Source organism: Stenotrophomonas sp. DR822, from assembly GCF_019793815.1.
Classification (GTDB): domain Bacteria; phylum Pseudomonadota; class Gammaproteobacteria; order Xanthomonadales; family Xanthomonadaceae; genus Stenotrophomonas; species Stenotrophomonas indicatrix.
On the sequence record NZ_CP081826.1, the window covers coordinates 2,498,674 to 2,516,528 of the forward strand.

At 67.5% G+C, this 17,855-nt stretch carries 13 protein-coding genes; 5 read left to right on the plus strand and 8 right to left on the minus strand.

Annotation, left to right across the window (positions count from 1 at the left end):
• Window positions 1-97: 97 nt before the first annotated feature.
• The 3 genes from K5K93_RS11600 to K5K93_RS11610 form a co-directional block, all read right to left on the minus strand.
• On the minus strand, window positions 98-2,509 hold the full coding sequence (locus tag K5K93_RS11600; RefSeq protein ID WP_222387959.1) for a ribonucleoside-diphosphate reductase subunit alpha: 2,412 nt from the start codon (window positions 2,507-2,509) through the stop codon (window positions 98-100).
• Window positions 2,510-3,103: 594 nt separating this feature from the next.
• Window positions 3,104-4,204: a cell division protein ZapE gene (gene zapE / locus K5K93_RS11605; protein WP_025875783.1), complete on the minus strand. Its 1,101-nt coding sequence runs from the start codon at window positions 4,202-4,204 to the stop codon at window positions 3,104-3,106.
• The gene (locus K5K93_RS11610; protein ID WP_093820789.1) at window positions 4,201-4,872 is read right to left on the minus strand and encodes a CocE/NonD family hydrolase; all 672 of its coding nucleotides are present in this window, start codon (window positions 4,870-4,872) and stop codon (window positions 4,201-4,203) included. Before K5K93_RS11610 ends, zapE begins: the two co-directional genes overlap by 4 nt.
• A gap of 43 nt (window positions 4,873-4,915) precedes the next feature.
• Between K5K93_RS11610 and K5K93_RS11615 the strand changes: the two genes are divergently transcribed.
• Complete coding sequence (locus tag K5K93_RS11615; RefSeq protein WP_222387960.1) at window positions 4,916-5,773, plus strand: EamA/RhaT family transporter; 858 nt, start codon at window positions 4,916-4,918, stop codon at window positions 5,771-5,773.
• Window positions 5,774-5,831: 58 nt separating this feature from the next.
• Here K5K93_RS11615 and K5K93_RS11620 read toward each other — a convergent pair whose 3' ends face one another.
• The 3 genes from K5K93_RS11620 to K5K93_RS11630 form a co-directional block, all read right to left on the minus strand.
• A complete protein-coding gene (locus K5K93_RS11620; protein WP_222387961.1) occupies window positions 5,832-7,271 on the minus strand; it encodes an ExeM/NucH family extracellular endonuclease in 1,440 nt (479 codons plus the stop codon).
• A gap of 201 nt (window positions 7,272-7,472) precedes the next feature.
• On the minus strand, window positions 7,473-7,991 hold the full coding sequence (locus K5K93_RS11625) for a c-type cytochrome (protein WP_025875793.1): 519 nt from the start codon (window positions 7,989-7,991) through the stop codon (window positions 7,473-7,475).
• 205 nt (window positions 7,992-8,196) lie between these two features.
• Window positions 8,197-8,805 carry a TetR/AcrR family transcriptional regulator gene (locus K5K93_RS11630; protein ID WP_025875794.1) on the minus strand — a complete coding sequence of 203 codons (609 nt, stop codon included), beginning with the start codon at window positions 8,803-8,805 and terminating at the stop codon, window positions 8,197-8,199.
• A 159-nt stretch (window positions 8,806-8,964) separates the two neighbouring features.
• On the opposite strand from K5K93_RS11630, the gene K5K93_RS11635 reads away from it, so the two are divergent.
• From K5K93_RS11635 to K5K93_RS11645, 3 genes are read left to right on the plus strand one after another with little or no spacing between them, the layout of a single operon-like run.
• Window positions 8,965-10,128 (plus strand): isovaleryl-CoA dehydrogenase, encoded by a 1,164-nt coding sequence (locus K5K93_RS11635; RefSeq protein WP_222387962.1) that lies wholly within the window; start codon window positions 8,965-8,967, stop codon window positions 10,126-10,128.
• An 8-nt stretch (window positions 10,129-10,136) separates the two neighbouring features.
• On the plus strand, window positions 10,137-11,747 hold the full coding sequence (locus K5K93_RS11640) for a carboxyl transferase domain-containing protein (protein ID WP_032978141.1): 1,611 nt from the start codon (window positions 10,137-10,139) through the stop codon (window positions 11,745-11,747).
• A 26-nt stretch (window positions 11,748-11,773) separates the two neighbouring features.
• The gene (locus tag K5K93_RS11645) at window positions 11,774-13,756 is read left to right on the plus strand and encodes an acetyl/propionyl/methylcrotonyl-CoA carboxylase subunit alpha (protein WP_222387963.1); all 1,983 of its coding nucleotides are present in this window, start codon (window positions 11,774-11,776) and stop codon (window positions 13,754-13,756) included.
• A 24-nt stretch (window positions 13,757-13,780) separates the two neighbouring features.
• On the opposite strand, the gene K5K93_RS11650 is transcribed toward K5K93_RS11645, so the two are convergent.
• Window positions 13,781-14,944 (minus strand): putative peptide maturation dehydrogenase, encoded by a 1,164-nt coding sequence (locus K5K93_RS11650; RefSeq protein ID WP_177177080.1) that lies wholly within the window; start codon window positions 14,942-14,944, stop codon window positions 13,781-13,783.
• 120 nt (window positions 14,945-15,064) lie between these two features.
• On the opposite strand from K5K93_RS11650, the gene K5K93_RS11655 reads away from it, so the two are divergent.
• Window positions 15,065-15,349, plus strand: coding sequence for an NHLP-related RiPP peptide (locus tag K5K93_RS11655; protein ID WP_093820800.1), 285 nt, complete (start codon window positions 15,065-15,067; stop codon window positions 15,347-15,349).
• A 7-nt stretch (window positions 15,350-15,356) separates the two neighbouring features.
• Here K5K93_RS11655 and K5K93_RS11660 read toward each other — a convergent pair whose 3' ends face one another.
• Window positions 15,357-17,855, minus strand: a complete 2,499-nt coding sequence (locus tag K5K93_RS11660; protein WP_222387964.1) for a putative peptide modification system cyclase — start codon at window positions 17,853-17,855, stop codon at window positions 15,357-15,359.

Genomic DNA, 17,855 nt, shown 5'->3' on the forward strand with positions numbered 1-17,855 from the left:
GCCGGGCATGGCCCGGCGCTACCTTGTTGTTTCCGTAGTCGATCAGCAGTGCCGACCAACGGTCGGCACCCACCGCGCGTTAATCCACCGCGCGATGTTACTGGCAGGCTTCGCAGGCTTCCGGGTTCTCCAGCGAGCAGGCGATGGCCTCCTCCGGGCTGAACACCTTTTCCGGCGCAGCGCTGGCCGTGTGGCTGACGGTGGTCTTGGCGATCTTGGTGGCAGGACGCGAACGCAGGTAGTAGGTGGTCTTGATGCCCTGCTTCCAGGCGTACATGTACATGGAGGACATCGCGCCGATGCTCGGGCTTTCCATGAACAGGTTGAGCGAGGCGGACTGGTCGATGAAGGCACCACGGTCGGCGGCCATGTCGATCAGCGAACGCATCGGCAGTTCCCATGCGGTGCGGTAGACGTGGCGCAGCGTTTCCGGAATCTGGGTGATGGCCTGGATCGAACCGTCGGCCAGCTTGATTGCATCGCGCATTTCCGGGGTCCAGTGGCCCAGCTTCTTCAGCTCGTTCACCAGGTAACGGTTCACCTGCAGGAAGTCACCGGACAGGGTCTCGCGCTTGAACAGGTTGGACACCTGCGGTTCCACGCACTCGTAGCAGCCGGCGATGGAGGCGATGGTGGCGGTCGGGGCGATCGCGATCATCAGCGAGTTGCGCAGGCCGTGTTCCTTGATGCGCTCACGCAGGGCATCCCAGCGCGCGGCATCTTCCGGCACCACGTTCCAGGCGTCGAACTGCAGCTCGCCGCTGGCCGCACGGGTGTCGGCGAAGGACGGGTGCTTGCCGCGTTCCTGGGCCAGTTCGACCGAGGTTTCCAGCGCGTGGAAGTAGATGGTCTCGGCAATCTTCTTCGACAGCGCGCGGGCTTCGGCGCTATCGAACGGCAGGCGCTTGCGGAAGAACACGTCCTGCAGGCCCATGCAGCCCAGGCCGACCGGACGCCAGCGCAGGTTGCCGCGGCGCGCCGATTCGATCGGGTAGAAGTTCAGGTCGATCACGCGGTCCAGCTGGCGCACGGCCAGGCGCACGGTGTCGGCCAGCTTGTCGAAATCGAACTCGCCGTTGCCGTCGAAGTGGTTGCCCAGGTTGATCGAACCCAGGTTGCACACCGCGGTTTCTTCAGCCGAGGTGACTTCCAGGATCTCGGTGCACAGGTTGGACAGGTGGATCACGTTGCCGGCGCGCAGGGTCTGGTTGCTGGCGCGGTTGCACTTGTCCTTGAAGGTCATCCAGCCGTTGCCGGTCTCGGCCAGGGTGCGCATCATCCGCGAGTACAGCTTGCGCGCGGAGATGGTGCGGTTGGCCTTGCCCTGTGCTTCGGCCTGCAGGTAGGCGGCCTCGAAGGCTTCGCCGAACAGGTCGGTGAACTCGGGCACCACGCGCGGATCGAACAGCGACCATTCCTGGTCCGACTCGACACGCTTCATGAACAGGTCCGGGATCCAGTTGGCCAGGTTCAGGTTGTGCGCACGGCGCGATTCGTCGCCGGTGTTGTCACGCAGCTCGAGGAAGTCCTCGATGTCGGCGTGCCAGGTTTCCAGGTACACACAGGCCGCGCCCTTGCGCTTGCCCCCCTGGTTCACCGCAGCCACCGACGAATCCATGGTCTTCAGCCACGGCACGATGCCGTTGGAATGGCCGTTGGTCGACTTGATGAGCGAGCCACGCGAACGCACGCGGGTGTAGCTGACGCCGATGCCGCCGGAGAACTTCGACAGCTGGGCGATGTCGCCGTACTTGGAGTAGATCGATTCCAGCGAATCCTGCGGCGAGTCCAGCAGGAAGCACGAGGACAGCTGCTCGTGGGTGGTGCCGGAGTTGAACAGGGTCGGGCTGGACGGCAGGTAGTCCAGGTTGCCCATGCGCTTGTACAGCGCCAGGGTTTCCGGCACATCCTCGCTCAGCGCGCTGGCGATGCGCAGGAAGAACTGCTGCGGGGTCTCGATCACCTTGCGGGTGTGCGGGTGGCGCAGCAGGTAGCGGTCGTACAGGGTACGCAGGCCGAAGTAATCGAAGTTCAGGTCCAGCGAGATGTCGATGGCATCGTTGAGCTTGCGTGCGTTGGTCTGCACGAAGTTCAGCAGGCGGTCGTTGATCAGGCCCACTTCGTGGCCACGACCCACCGACTGCGAGAACGCGTGGATTTCCTGGTTGGACACTTCCTTGGCGATGAAGTTGGCCAGCAGGCGCGCGGCCAGGCGGCCGTATTCGGGTTCTTCGCCGATCAGCAGCGCCGCGGTGCGGATGGACAGTTCGTCCAGCTCCTGGGTGGTGGCGCCGTTGTACAGGCCGGAAATGGTGCGGGTGGCCACGCGCATCGGATCGACGGCGTGCAGGCCCTCGGAGGAACGCTGCACCGCGCGGACGATCTTGTTCAGATCCACCAGCTCGGTCGTGCCATTGCGCTTGGTCACACTCATCGCGTTGGACGTCGGCGGCGACGTCAACAGGAATTCGCTTTCCTTCTCGATGGTGGCGCTGGTCTCGGTGGTCACGGCGTGTGTCCTCTTGGCGTGATGGATGGTGGCTCGGAGCATCGGGTGACGCGGCCCGGGACGTGACAGCCCACGGTGGCAGACCGGTGTCGCAGGAATTGAGACCCTGCGCCTGTGGCTGCCGCTGGCAGTGCTGACCGGTGCCGCTGCGGGCATGGAGGGCGTATCACCGGAGGGTCCGGCGATCCATTCCATGGACCCGGCGGCTTGGGGTCCCCACAACCGACAGCCACAAGATAGTGGGGGTAGTTGGGTCCGTCAACGCCAAATGTAGTGAAATTCGGCAATCCCTTGCGCCGCAAGGATCGTGCCATCGGCGCCCGGTTTGGACGCTTTGGACCTGCTGGAACGGGCTGCGCAGTCAAGCCCGAAACACGTCATCGCGGTGGCAATCAGCGCCCCACCAGCGGAACGATGACAGCTTCACATGACAGGACCACGCAGGCGAGGGACAAGTCTGTGGATAGGTGGTGGGCAGACAGTGGGCAGCCGGTGGACGGGGCGGCATCAGGTAGTGCCGGCCGCTGGCCGGCAGCCGATGACCTGCGGAAGCACCAGGCGGATGCCGGCCAGCGGCCGGCACCGCCCCGGTCGTCACGCCCGGTGCGGGGTACCCAGGTACTCGGCGCTCTGCATTTCGATCAGGCGCGAGGCCGTACGCTCGAACGCGCCCTGCAACCGGGTACCGGTGTACAGCTCGACCGGCGAGGTGCTGGCGGTGCAGACCAGGTTGACGTGGCGGTCGTACAGCTCGTCGATCAGGTTGACGAAGCGGCGCGCGGCATCCTCGTTCAGGCGATCGAAGGCCGGAATGCCCCCCAGCAGCACGGTGTTGAACTCGTGCGCGATCTCGATGTAGTCCGACGGCCCGCGCGGGCCTTCGCACAGGGCGGCGAAGTCGAACCAGGCAATGCTCTTGCCGCGCGCGCGCACCGGAATCTTGCGGCTCTCGATTTCGATGTTGCCCGCCTTGGCCGGCTGGCCACCGCTCAACTCGCCCCAGCGCGTAGCCAGCCAGGTGTCACTGTCGGCGGCCAGCGGCGCGCGGTACACCGGCGAACGGGTCAGCGCGCGCATGCGGTAGTCCTCGGTGCCTTCGGCGTAAAGCTCCACGCAGTAGCGCTGCAGCAGGCCGATGGCCGGCATGAAGCTCTCGCGCTGCAGGCCGTTGAGGTACAGGTTTTCCACCGCCGTGTTGGAGGTGGTGACCAGGGTCACGCCCTCGGCGAACATCCGCTCCAGCAGGCGCGCCAGCAGCATGGCATCGCCGATGTCGGTGACGAAGAATTCGTCCAGCACCAGCACGCGCAGGTTGCTGCGCCATTCCTGGGCGATCTTCGCCAGCGGATCGCTCTGGCCCTGGTGCTCGCGCAGGCGCTCGTGCACGCTGCGCATGAAGCGATGGAAGTGGGTGCGGTACTTCTGCTTGATCGGCAGGCCGTCGTAGAACAGGTCGACCAGGAAGGTCTTGCCGCGGCCGACGCCGCCCCAGAAGTACAGGCCTTTGACCGGCTCGGGTTTCTTCCAGAACGAGGACAGGCGGTCCAGCCAGCCGTCCTCGGCGCTGTCCACCAGGGCCAGGTGGATCCGGTCCAGCTCGGCCAGCGCCGCATGCTGGGCCGGGTCGTTCTGCCAATCGCCGCGTTCCACCCCGGCCGCGTAGCGCTGCGTCGGGGTCAGTTCCACCTCGCTCATGCCGCCGTGCCCAGCCAATGCTTGACGCCGTGGGTGAGCGCGCCGCGCAGGTCGATCAGCTTGCGGTGGAAGAAGTGACTTGTGTCCGGCATGCGCACCAGCTCATGCGGCGCATCGAGAGTGTCCAACCACTGATAGACGGCCTGCGGGTCGACAATTTCATCCTGCTCGCCCTGGATCACCAGCCAGCGGGCCGGCGGCGCAATGCCGCCGAAGTCCCACCGGCCCGCCGGCGGCGCGATCGAGATCAGCGCTTCGGGCTGCAGCTCGGCGGCGGCCTTCAGTGAAACGAACGCACCGAAGCTGAAGCCGGCCAGCCACAGTCGGTCGTCGGGACGCTGCTGGCGGACCCAGGCGGTAACAGCCTTCAAATCCTCCTGCTCACCCACGCCATGGTCGAATTCACCGGCAGAGCCGCCGACGCTGCGGAAGTTGAAGCGCACCGTGGCAATGCCCAGCTCGCGCAGGGTGGTGGCGGTCATGGTGACCACCTTGTTGTGCAGGGTGCCGCCTTCGGTGGACAGCGGATGGCAGATGACGGCCACGATCGGCTGCATCGGCACATCGGCCTTGGGCAGGTCGACGACCACTTCCAGCGGACCAACCGGGCCATCCAGCACCAGGCATGCGGTTTCGCCAGCGGCGACAGGGAACGAGGGCTTGTGCATGGCACCATGATAGCGTCCCCCGCCGCTGCCCTGTGCCCGCCCCATGCTCTACCTGTCCCTGGCCGTGATCTGCAGTGTGCTGGTTTCGGTGTTGCTGAAGCTGGCTGGCCGTCGCCAGCTGGATGTTGCACAGATGGTGACCTGGAACTATCTGGTCGCCGCGACGATGACGGCGGTGGTGTTGCAGCCGCCGCTGGACGCCTTGCGCGCCCCGCATGCGCCGTGGGTTTCGCTGCTGGCACTGGCGGTGGTGCTGCCCTCGATCTTCCTGGTGCTGGGCCGCGCGGTGGCGGTGGCCGGCATCGTCCGCAGTGATGTGGCGCAGCGGTTGTCGCTGCTGCTGTCGCTGGCGGCGGCGTTCCTGTTCTTTGGCCAGAGCGCCAGCACGTGGAAGCTGGTGGGGCTGGGCCTGGGCCTGCTGGCGATGGTGGCCATCAGCCTGCGTCCGCGCGGCCCGGCAGTGGCCGCTTCCGCCGGCGGCTGGGGCTGGCTGCTGGGTGTGTGGGCCGGGTTCGCGGTGGTCGACGTGCTGCTCAAGCAGGTGGCGCTGTCGGGCACGCCGTCGATGGCGGCGGTGCTGGCCAGTTTCAGCGTGGCCTTCATGCTGATGCTGGCGCTGCAGTTGTGGCGGCATTTCAGTGGGCGCAGCCGCCTGGCCTGGCGCAACCTGGGTGCGGGTGCGCTGCTGGGCCTGCTCAACGGCGGCAACATTCTTTTTTATGTGCATGCACACCAGTCGATGCCGGACAGCCCGGCCACCGTGTTTGCCGGCATGAACATCGGCGTGGTGGTGCTGGGTGCGCTGGTGGGTGTGTTCGCCTTCGGCGAGGCCACTACGCGCTGGAACCGGGCCGGTCTGGCGCTGGCGGTGCTGGCGATCGGGTTGATCGCCTGGGGGTAAGTGATGACCGGGGTCAGAGCCCATTCCTACGGGATGGGCTCTGACCCCCGGCGAGGGCTTACTTGTCGAAGCCCAGCAGCAGCGGGTCGTGGTCGGAGCTGCGCCACGGGCCCTGCACGTTGCGGCCCTGGTAACCGCTGGCGTCCTGCTCGTCGGCATTGCTGTGCCACTCGGCGGCGCCGGCGAGGCGCTTGGCCATGGTCGGGCTGAGCAGCGCGTGATCGAGGCGGCCGGTGTAGCCGTTGTAGACGTAGCTGTAGGGCTGTTCGACCTTGGCCACCTTGAAGGCATCCTGCCAGCCCAGGTCGTGCAGGGTGCGGATCGGATCTTCCATGGCGTAGGCGTTGAAGTCGCCCATCAGCACCACGTCCTTCACCTTAAGGCGCGCGGCTTCGGCCTGCACCCAGGAGTTGAGCTGCCTGGCCGATTCCACGCGGGTGGCGTTCCAGCAGCCCTGCCCGTCATTGCGGTCGGCGTCGGCGCCGCTGGCATCGCGGCAGCCCTTGGACTTGAAGTGGTTGGCAACCACCATGAACGGCCCGCCCTTGCCCTGGAAGGCCTGTGCCAGCGGCGCACGGCTGTGTTCGACGAAGGGGCCGTCGAGCTTGGTCAGCGGCGTGCCGAGCGGCTTGAATTCGCTCTTGCGGTAGATGATGCCGACGCGGATCGGATTGCTGCCGGGGCCTTGGCCGGCATCGACGAACGCCCACTGTCTGTCTGCGGCGAGGCCGGCATTGAGCGCATCCACCAGTTCGGCGATGGCCGACTGCGGGCCGTAACCGTCGTTCTCCAGTTCCATCAGCGCGGCGATGTCGGCGCCCAGCGCGTTGACGGTGGCGACCAGCTTGCCGACCTGCGCCTTGTGCTCGTCCAGCGTGCGCGCGCCGCGCAGGGTCGGGAACCCACCGCCCTTGCCGTCACCATTGAAGAAATTCTCCAGGTTGAACGCGGCGATGTGCAGGCGGCCGGGCACGCTCGGCACGGCCGGGCGCTGCAGGTCCGGCAGCTTCAGTACACCGTCCACCTGCAGGCTGGGCCGGCCCTGCGCGTCCACGCGCACGGTACCTTCCACGTTGCGCAGCTGCATGCCGGTACGCAGCACCGGGTTGCCCGGCAGGTAGGCGACGCTGTCCGGATCACGCACATCGCTGCCATCGTCCAGCAGCAGGCGGCGGCGCTGGTTGTCGGCCATCACCTGATCGATCCCGGCACTGCCGGGCGCGGCCACTTCGGTCGGCTGCCACAGGCGGCCATCGAAGGCGACGGTGAGCTGGCCGAAGCGTTCCAGGCCATCGGTGCCGGCCAGGGTGAGCGGCGCGGCGATGCGCACGTGCTGCCCATCCAGTGCACGCCAGTCGGCCGGCGCGGCGGCCAGGGTGACGGTGGCTGGGCTGCGTGGCGCAGGCGCCGAGGTCGGCGCAACCTGTGGCTGGGCCTGGGCGAAAGCGGATGCCGGCATCATCAGGGACAGGGCGAGGGCGAGGGAACGGCGACGCATCGACAGACGACTCCACGGAAGAGGCGCACAGACTAACCCTGAAATGCGAAACCCCGCCTGCGCAGCGGGGGCATAGGGGCGATCAGGCCTCGGTGGGCAAAGCCGGGCAGTGCCGGCCGCTGGCCGGCAACCTCATGACCTTCATGCGATGCATGGCTGCCGGCCAGCGGCCGGCACTACCAGCGGACGCGGCGGCGTCCGCTACTTCAGATTGCCCAGCATCCAGTCCACGGTGGCGTGGATCTGCTCCTCGGTGAGCGCCGGGTTGCCGCCCTTGGGCGGCATGATGCCGCCGTCGGGGCCGGTGTAGCCCTCGATGGCGTGCTTGTAGAGCGTGTCCTTGCCCTGCGCCAGGCGCTTGTCCCAGTGCGAGTGGTCCAGCGTCGGCGCCATGCCCACGCCAGTGGTGTGGCAGGCGGTGCACAGGTTGTCGAAGATCACCTTGCCGTCCTTGGTACCGCCGTAGGCCACCTGCGAGGCGGCCTTGGCCAGCGCGGCGGCCTTGGCCGCGGCCTGCGCGGCGGCGCCGGTGCTGCCGGCGTATACCGCGCCAGTGGGCGAGATGCGCTGTTCAGTACGTTTGGCGGCGGTGGGCGACACCTCGGGCGGAATCCGGGTGTGGATGAACGCGGCCAGCAGGATCAGACCGAGGGTGATGGCCATCAACAGCGCGATCACCATGGAGAAGCGTTTCAGGAACTCCAGATCGTAATTCCGCACTCTTCGTTACCCCTGGCTGATAGTCGTTGGACCACGGCTGAGCGACTGCGTGATGGGCCGAGTATAGAACGCACGCCACGCACGACAACAGGCATCACGGCTGGTGCGGCGCAGCATGCGGCCGTGGCCGCGTGCGGGTGGCGCCGGACCGCGCCCGGCGAGCGCGAAGCGCGGCAGAAGCCGCCCGGCACGCGCAACGGCGGCATCACCCTGCGCCAACAGCCCGCAGGCAGAAACTGCAGATGGCCTCTACAAGTGCGTCCTCGTCGCGGTGCGCTTCGCGGCTGGGTGCGGTCGGGCCCACCATCGCTTCGGTGAAGGCACCCACCAGGCAGGCGGCGGCAGCGTGCGCGTCCTGTGCCGGCAGTTCACCGGCCGCCACGCCCTCTTCCACCAGGCGCAGGAACACGTCACCGAAGGCACGGCGGCCGCGCATGCGCTCGGCTTCCACGTCCGGGTCCACCGGTTCGACGATGAAGGCATGGGCCAGGCCCGGGCCGGCCAGGGCACGGCGGACGAAGGCGGTGATGGCCTGGCGCAGGCGCACGCTGGCCGGCTGCGGCGCACTGGCGATGCGCTCCATGATCGCCACCTCATGGGCCACGGCAGCGTTGAGCACTTCCACGAACAGCTCGGCCTTGGACGGGAAGTGGCGGTAGATCAGGCCGGTGGAGACCCCGGCCTGGGTGGCCACGGCGGTTACCGGCGCGTTGCGCCAGCCGCCGGTGGCGACCAGTTCGCGGGTGGCCAGCAGGATCCGTTCACGGGCCCCGGCCAGGCGTTCTTCCATCAATGCTGAGCGTTTGTAGGCCATGTTCTGAGTCTGGTTTCAATTTTTGAATTTGTATTCACTTCTTACCCGAACCCCGCTACGCTGGGGTCCAATCGCCCGCGCGGGCTGCTGCTGTGAACAGCCGCCCGCTTCCCCTTCCGGGTGCGTCCATTCCCCACCTTCCCTCGTGGAGCCATCGCAATGCACGTGCCATCCCTGAACTTCGACCTCGGCGAAGATATCGACCTGCTGCGCCAGAGCGTGGCCCATTTTGCCGCTGCCGAGATCGCGCCGCTCGCGGCCGAGGCCGATGCGACCAACCAGTTCCCGTTGGCACTATGGCCCAAGTTGGGCGAACAGGGCCTGCTGGGCCTGACCGTGGAAGAAGAATACGGCGGCACCGGCATGGGCTACCTGGCCCACGTGGTGGCGATGGAAGAAATCTCCCGCGCCTCCGGCGGCATCGCCCTGTCCTACGGCGCGCACTCGAACCTGTGCGTGAACCAGCTGCGCAAGAACGGCACCGAAGCGCAGAAGCAGCGCTTCCTGCCGGACCTGTGCAGCGGCGCCAAGGTCGGCGCGCTGGCGATGAGCGAACCGGGTGCGGGTTCGGACGTGGTGTCGATGAAGCTGCGCGCGGACAAGCGCGGCGACCGCTACGTGCTCAACGGCAGCAAGATGTGGATCACCAACGGCCCCGACGCCGACGTGCTGGTGGTGTACGCCAAGACCGATGTCGAAGCCGGCGCCAAGGGCATCACCGCGTTCCTGGTCGAGAAGGGCATGAAGGGTTTCTCCACCGCGCAGAAGCTGGACAAGCTGGGCATGCGCTCCTCGCCCACCTGCGAACTGGTGTTCCAGGACTGCGAGATTCCCGAAGAAAACGTGCTGGGCGCGGTCGGCGGCGGCGTGCGCGTGCTGATGTCCGGCCTGGACTACGAGCGCGTGGTGCTGTCCGGCGGCCCGCTGGGCCTGATGGCTGCAGCCATGGACGTGGTCATGCCGTACGTGCACGAACGCCACCAGTTCGGTGAGCCGATCGGCAGCTTCCAGCTGATCCAGGCCAAGATCGCCGACATGTACGTGGGCCTGGGTGCCTGCCGCGCCTATGTGTATGCCGTGGCGCGCGCCTGCGACCAGGGCCGTACCACCCGCCAGGATGCGGCCGGCGCGATCCTGTACGCCGCCGAGAAGGCCACGTGGCTGACCGGCCAGGCGATCCAGATCCTCGGCGGCAACGGCTACATCAATGAATACCCGACCGGCCGCTTGTGGCGCGACGCCAAGCTGTATGAAATCGGCGCCGGCACCTCGGAGATCCGCCGCATGCTGATCGGCCGCGAACTGTTCCAGCGCACCCTGTAAGGCACCCCATGAGCATCCTAGGCAGCCAGCTGCAACCGGGCAGCGAAACATTTGAAAGCAACCGCGCGGCGATGCAGGCCGTAGTCGACGACCTGCACGCCACCCTCGCCCGCACCGCCTTGGGTGGAAGCGAGGCGGCGCGGGCCAAGCACACCGCACGCGGCAAGCTGCTGGTGCGTGACCGCATCGATGCGCTGCTCGACCCGGGCAGCGCGTTCCTGGAGATCGCACCGCTGGCCGCACACGGCATGTATGACGATGCCGTGCCCGCCGCCGGCGTGGTCGCAGGCATTGGCCGGGTGAGCGGCGTGGAGTGCGTGATCGTGGCCAACGATGCCACGGTCAAGGGCGGCACCTATTACCCGGTGACAGTGAAGAAACACCTGCGCGCGCAGGAGATCGCCGAGCAGAACCACCTGCCGTGCATCTACCTGGTCGATTCCGGTGGCGCCTTCCTGCCGCTGCAGGACGAGGTGTTCCCGGACCGCGACCATTTCGGCCGCATCTTCTACAACCAAGCCAATCTCTCCGCGCAGGGCATCCCGCAGATCGCCTGCGTGATGGGCAGCTGCACCGCCGGTGGTGCCTACGTGCCGGCGATGAGCGACGAGACGGTGATCGTGCGCGAGCAGGGCACCATCTTCCTCGGCGGCCCGCCGCTGGTGAAGGCGGCCACCGGTGAAGTGGTGACGGCCGAAGAACTGGGCGGTGCCGACGTGCACACGCGCATTTCCGGCGTGGCCGACCACATGGCCGACAACGACCTGCAGGCGTTGGCACGGGTGCGCGCGATCATCGCCCAGCTCAACTGGCGCAAGCCCGAAGCGGCGATGGCGCTGCAGCCGGTGGAAGAACCGCTGCTGCCGGCACACGAACTGTACGGGGTGATCCCGGCTGATACGCGCAAGCCCTATGACGTGCGCGAAGTGATCGCGCGACTGGTCGACGGCTCGCGCTTTGACGAGTTCAAGCCGCGCTATGGCGCAACGCTGGTCACCGGCTTCGCCCATCTGCACGGCTATCCGATCGGCATCATCGCCAACAACGGCATCCTGTTCTCCGAGTCCGCGCTGAAGGGCGCGCACTTCATCGAGCTGTGCACCCAGCGCAACATTCCGCTGGTGTTCCTGCAGAACATCACCGGCTTCATGGTCGGCCGCAAATACGAACAGGGTGGCATCGCCAAGGACGGGGCCAAGCTGGTGATGGCGGTGGCCTGCGCCAAGGTACCCAAGTTCACCGTGGTGATCGGTGGTTCGTTCGGTGCCGGCAACTACGGCATGTGCGGCCGCGCGTACTCGCCCAATTTCCTGTGGATGTGGCCCAACGCACGCATCGGCGTGATGGGCGGAGAACAGGCCGCCAGCGTGCTGGCCACGGTCAAGCGTGATGGCATCGAAGCCAAGGGCGGGCAGTGGCCGGGCGAGGAAGAGGATGCGTTCAAGGCGCCGATCCGCGACCAGTTCGAGCAGCAGGGCCACCCGTACTACGCCAGTGCGCGCCTGTGGGACGACGGCGTGATCGATCCGGTCGATACCCGCCGGGTACTGGCCCTGGCCCTGTCGGCCAGCCTCAACGCTCCCCCGCAGCAGACGCGCTTCGGCGTGTTCCGCATGTGACCTGTGCCATGACCGAGTCTGTTGCCATGTTCAGCAAAGTCCTGATCGCCAACCGCGGCGAGATCGCCTGCCGCGTCATCGCCACCTGCCGCCGCCTCGGCATCGCCACCGTGGCGGTGTATTCCGATGCCGACCGCAATGCGCGCCACGTGCGGCTGGCCGACGAAGCCGTCCACATCGGCCCGGCGGCCGCACGCGAGAGCTACCTGCGCAGCGATGCCATCCTCGACGCCGCACGCCGCAGCGGCGCGCAGGCCATCCATCCCGGCTACGGCTTCCTGTCCGAGAACGCCGACTTCGCCGACGCCTGCGTGGCGGCCGGCATCGCCTTCATCGGTCCGCCGGCCAGTGCGATCCGCGCGATGGGCGACAAGAGTGCAGCCAAGGCCCTGATGGCCAAGGCTGGCGTGCCGTTGACGCCGGGCTACCACGGCGACCAGCAGGCGCCGGAGTTCCTGCGCGCCCAGGCCGACGGCATCGGCTATCCGGTGCTGATCAAGGCCAGCGCCGGCGGCGGCGGCAAGGGCATGCGCAAGGTCGAGCGCAGCGAGGACTTCGTCGATGCGCTGGCCAGCTGCCAGCGCGAGGCGGCCTCGGCGTTCGGCAACGACCACGTGCTGGTCGAGAAGTATGTCGAGCGCCCGCGCCATATCGAAATCCAGGTATTCGGCGGTGGCCAGGGCGAGGCGGTGTATCTGTTCGAGCGCGACTGCTCGGTGCAGCGCCGCCACCAGAAGGTGCTGGAAGAAGCGCCGGCCCCGGGCATGAGCGCCGACCGCCGCGCCGCGATGGGCAAGGCCGCCGTCGATGCCGCGCGCGCTGTGGGCTACGTCGGTGCCGGCACGGTGGAGTTCATCGCCGGCCCGGACGGCGATTTCTACTTCATGGAAATGAACACCCGCCTGCAGGTCGAACACCCGGTCACCGAGTTCATCACCGGCACCGACCTGGTGGAGTGGCAGCTGCGCGTGGCCGCTGGCCAGCCGCTGCCCAAGCGCCAGGACGAACTGGCCATCCACGGCCATGCCCTCGAAGCGCGCCTGTATGCCGAAGATGCCGACCGCGGCTTCCTGCCCTCCACCGGCACCCTGCGCCGCCTGCGCCTGCCGACCCCGTCGGCCAACGTGCGGGTGGACACTGGTGTGGAAGAAGGCGACAGCATCACCCCGTACTACGACCCGATGATCGCCAAGCTGATCGTCTGGGACGTGGACCGCGACGCCGCGCTGCGGCGCATGCGCCAGGCCCTGGCCGACTGCCAGGTGGTGGGCGTAACCACCAATGCCGGTTTCCTGCGGCGCCTGGTGCAGACCGACTCGTTCGCCAACGCCAAGCTGGATACCGCGCTGATCGAGCGCGAGCAGGCCGCACTGGCGGTCACCGGTGACGGTGAGCAGGCGCTGTGGGAACTGGCGGCGATCGCCGCCGTAGCAAGCACACCTGCCGCTGCCGCCGATGCACGCGACCCGCATTCACCGTGGCAGGCACAGGATGGCTGGCGGCTGGGCGTGCCTGCCGCGCGCTCGGTGCCGCTGCAGCAGGCAGAGCGGGCACACACGCTGAAGGTGTGGACCACTGCCGATGGCTGGCGCGTGCAGTGCGGTGACGCAGCGCCGAAACAGGTGGTCGGCCATGCCGATGGCCAGACCCTGTCGGTGCAGATGGACGAGCGTCGTTGGCGGCTGCAGCTGCAGCGCGACGGCGATCAGCTGTACCTGTTCGCCAGCGATGGCCAGCACCGCTTCACCCTGCACGACCCGGTGGGCGAATCCGAGCAGGCCAGCGCCGATGCCGGCAGCCTGCTGGCACCGATGCCCGGCAGGATCGTCGCAACGCTGGTGGCGGCGGGCACGCAGGTCAAGCGCGGCACGCCGCTGGTGGTGCTGGAAGCGATGAAGATGGAGCACACCCTGCAGGCACCGGCCGATGGCACGGTGAAGGGCTATCGGGCCAAGGCCGGCGACCAGGTGGGCGACGGAGCGGTGCTGGTGGATTTCGAAGCAGCGTGATGGGGGTGGGCCGCGCGTTGTCGATCAACGCGCGGCCGGCCACACCTGGCCAAGCGGATCAAGTTCGGCCGTCACCCGCTCGGCTGCACGCCAGCCAAAGCCACAGACCGCCAGTACGCCTTCGGCCATCGGCTGCAGACCCAGTGCCCGCTCGGCCTCGGCCTCGTTGATCGCTGCGGTGACGAATGCGCCCAACCCCTGCGCGGTTGCCGCGCTGTAGATCGCTTGCGATACATGGCCGGCATCCAGGGTGATCGCGCGGTAGGCCTTGGCGTGGCCGCGATACTTCCAGAACATGCGCTCGAAGCGGCACGCCAGGATCAGCTGCACCGGTGCGTTGGCGAACCAATGCTGCCCGGCCAGCAGGCGCTGGCAGAAGCTGTCCAGGTCGCCGGGCTGCACTGGCATGGGGCCCAGTTCGTGTGCGGTGGCATGGTAGTGGTAGAGGCCCGACGGCAATCCCTCCACATTGCGCGCCACCACATACGCTTCCACTGGATGCAGACTGCCGGCAGACGGAATGTTCTTCTTCAGGAAGCGCACACCGGGTTCGGTTTCCACCTGCGCCTGTGCCATCAGCACCTGCTGCAGCAGCCGGGCCAGCGTCGGCAACGGCACGGCGCGTGCAGCGTCGAAATTGCGGCAAGTTGCACGTGCCTGCAGCTGCGCCTGCATCGGGTCCTCGTCATAGCGTGGCAAGGACCGTGCGCCGGGCCGGCGGACCGGTGCTTCGGCGGGCGGCGGGCCGAAGCTGCGCACCAGGTCCTGCGCGGTCATCAGCTGGCTGCGTTCCATGTCGCCGACACTGTCCACACCGTCCCAGCGCGAGTGCTGGTAGTGCAACGCCGACAGCGGCCACCACTGGCTGTCTCGTACCTGCTGTTCGACTGCTGCTGCCTCGGCATGCACCGGATCGTCGCTGACCAGCAGCCCCTGCTCCAGCAGCGCCAGCACGCGTTGCCGTGCCTTCGGCTCTGCCGGTAGCGGCTGCCACTGCTCCGCGCTGCACTGGAGCAGCCACAGGCAGCTGACCGCATCAATCGTGCGCGGCGTCGGCAGATGCGCTGCCCGCACCTGCAGGGATCGTTCGAAGCCCACGCCACTGCCGCCGGCAAGCAGCGCATCCAGGTCGAAATGCGCCCGCTCCAGCGGTTCGACGATCATCGTCCTGCAGCGACGGAAGTTCATTCGATGCGCATCCGGGAGCATGGTAGGCCGGCGATCATAGCGTGGTGCCGGATACTCACCATCAATTCCCCCTGCGCGCAGCCGATACTGTTTTTTTCCCCTCCCTGCCGGTAGTGAACCATGTCCCGTTCTCCTCTCTCCCCCGAAGTGATCCAGACCCTGCTCAAGCAGCTGTCCAGCGACGATGCCTTCCGCAGCGCCTTCGCTGCCGACCCGGCCAAGGCACTGATTGCGCTGGGCGCAGATGCTGACAGCGTGGGTGCGTGCAACACGCCGCTGGACTCGCTGGGCGGCAAGGAAGAGTTTGCCCGGGCGGCGACGCTGTTGAGCGAGCGCCTGGCCGTGACCGGACCGTTCAAGGTGCCTTTCATGTTCGAAAGCGGCCTGAAGGGGCTGCAGGACTGACCCGCCCTCAGGGTATTCCTGCCTGCTGCGCGCTGGCCGCATCGGCCAGCCGGCGCGCATCGGCCACATTCAATGGCAGCAGGACCAGAGCACCGGCGTCTTCGGCGAAGGCCAGGCCGGTGCGCTGGCGCAACCAGCGTTCCCGGCGCTGCACCGCCTGATCGCGGCCGAGGGCGCGATCGATATCCAGCTGCAGCACATGCCACTGGTACAGCGTGCCGTTGGCCAGGGGCTTCAGCAGTGCCGAAGCGGCCTCCGCATTCCCGGCATCCAGCTCGCCGCGCGCGCGAAGCAGCAACCACAGTTCCTGCAGTCGCGGGTCGGTACTGCGTTCAACCAACGCCTGCAGTGCCGGCCGGCGCGAGCGCAGCTCGGCGTCCAGCCCGGCGCGCTGCAGGTGGTAGGCCACCGACAGCGCAATGAAAGCGCGATGACGCGGCGCAGCGCCGACACCCTCATCGACCGCCGCCAAGGTGCGGTCCAGCAACCGTGCGTACTGCAGCCGGGACCCGCTGCCGCCGGCTTGTGCAGTCCATGCCAGCGACTGCAGGGCCAGGATGTCGCACAGCTCCGGCACTTCGCCACACTGCGCTACGGCCTGGGTCATCTCAGCGGCCGCATCGTTGGCCCGACCCTGCAGGGCGAGCAGGCCGCTGTACTCCATCCGCGCGCCGAGCCCGCGCGAGGTGATGGCTTCACTGCGCTCGTGCGCCTTCTGTGCCTCGCCATCCAGCAGCAGCGCGACCGCCTCCAGCATGTCGCCGTGCCAGTTCGGCAGCGCGCCTGCTTCCTTGAACGCAGCGACGGCGGCCTTGACCTCGCCACGCGCAAGCTGGGTGCGGCCAACAAAGGACAGCACCAGCGCACGGTGTGTCTGGTGGCGTTCCAGCAGCGGCATCATGTCGGCAAGCGCGCCGTCATAGTCGCCATAGGCAAACAGGGCCATGGCGTGATTCATCCAGCCGGCCGGATCATCTGGATACAGCTGGGTCAGCATCCGCCACTTTTCCGCACTGCGCTGCGGGGGAGCGCCACTGAAGTCTGCCCCCCAGGCGTCCAGATACAGCTGGTCGCGCGCACTCAACCGCGTGCGCCCCGACACCGCCTGGCGGTACAGTTCGCCGGCCGCCGACACGTTGCCCATGGCGTACTGCAGCCGCATCTGCCCGATGTAGGCAAAGGTGAACTGGGGATCCAGGCGGGTCGCCTGCTGGAAGAACAGCAGCGCTTCATCGAAACGCTCCTGCGCCAGCGCATCGCTGCCTTTGGCGTAGGCATGCAACGCATCGAGATTGGCGGTAGCCACCGTGGGCAGGGGTTTCTGCTCGCGGCTGACATCGTGCAGCGCCTCACCCAGGTCGCTGCGCAGCGCCTTCACCACGGTGTCGGTGGAGGCCAGGATCGAATCCAGGCCATTGCCATCGGCGAAATGCGTGTACACCGTCTGCCCAGTGCGTGGGTCCACGACCTCCACGCCCACCCGTACCTTGCCGTTGAGCTCAAGCACGGTGGGCATCAGCACCGCACGCGCGCCATCGCGCAGCGCAACCTCGATCGCCAGTGCGCGGTCCAGCCGTGCATTGGCCGGGCGCTGCATCAGCTGCAGGGTGTCACGCACCTTCAGTTCACTGAGGATGTTGACGAAGCGCGACTGGCCCAGGCTGATGTAGAGCGCCTGTTCCAGGCTGGAATCCAGCTGCGGGTAGCCCGTGCTGTTGCTGACCGCCGCCAGGATCACCCAGTCGCGCTCGGCGAACGCGATCGCCGGCGCAGGCCGCAACAGCGTCCACATCACCACGGCCAGCACCACCGCCAGTGTCGCCTCGGTGAACAACGCGGCGGGGCGACGCCACAGCGGCAGATCACGCCAGGCCTTGTCCCCCGAACGCGGCCGGCGCAGCGGCGCGCGGCCGCGGATGCCGACTTCGAACACCTGCTGGCGTTCGCCGATGCCCTTGAATCGCCAGAGCCCATGGTCCTTCCAACGCAGTTCGTCCGCAGTCCAGGGCAGCTCGCTGCCGGCCCGCCGCGCCATCTGTTCGGCCGCTGAGGACAGCAGCACCTGCCCAGGCCACGCCAGCTGCATCAAACGCGCGGCCATCGGCTTGGCCAGACCCTCGACCTCCACCGGCTTTGCGCCGTGGGCAACGGCCTCGGCACTGTTGTCCCACAACAGCACGTCGCCCACGTGCAGGCCGGCGCGCGCACGCAGCACGATGCCGCGCTCGTGGCCCATCGCGTCGACCGCGTTCTGGTAGGAAATGGCGAAACCGATGCCATCGATGGGGCGCTCGAACAGAACGAACAATCCATCGGACCGGTCGATCAGCTGGCCGTTCCAGTGCTGCTGCAGCCCCAGCACCAGGCGGTCATGCTGCTGGAAGAATTCGGCTGCGGCGACATCGCCGATACGCTCCACCAGTTGCAGCGAATCACACAGGTCGGTGAACAGCAGCGCCCGCAGCTGGGCGTTATGCGGGGCCGACGTTCCGTTGTCGCCATTCAT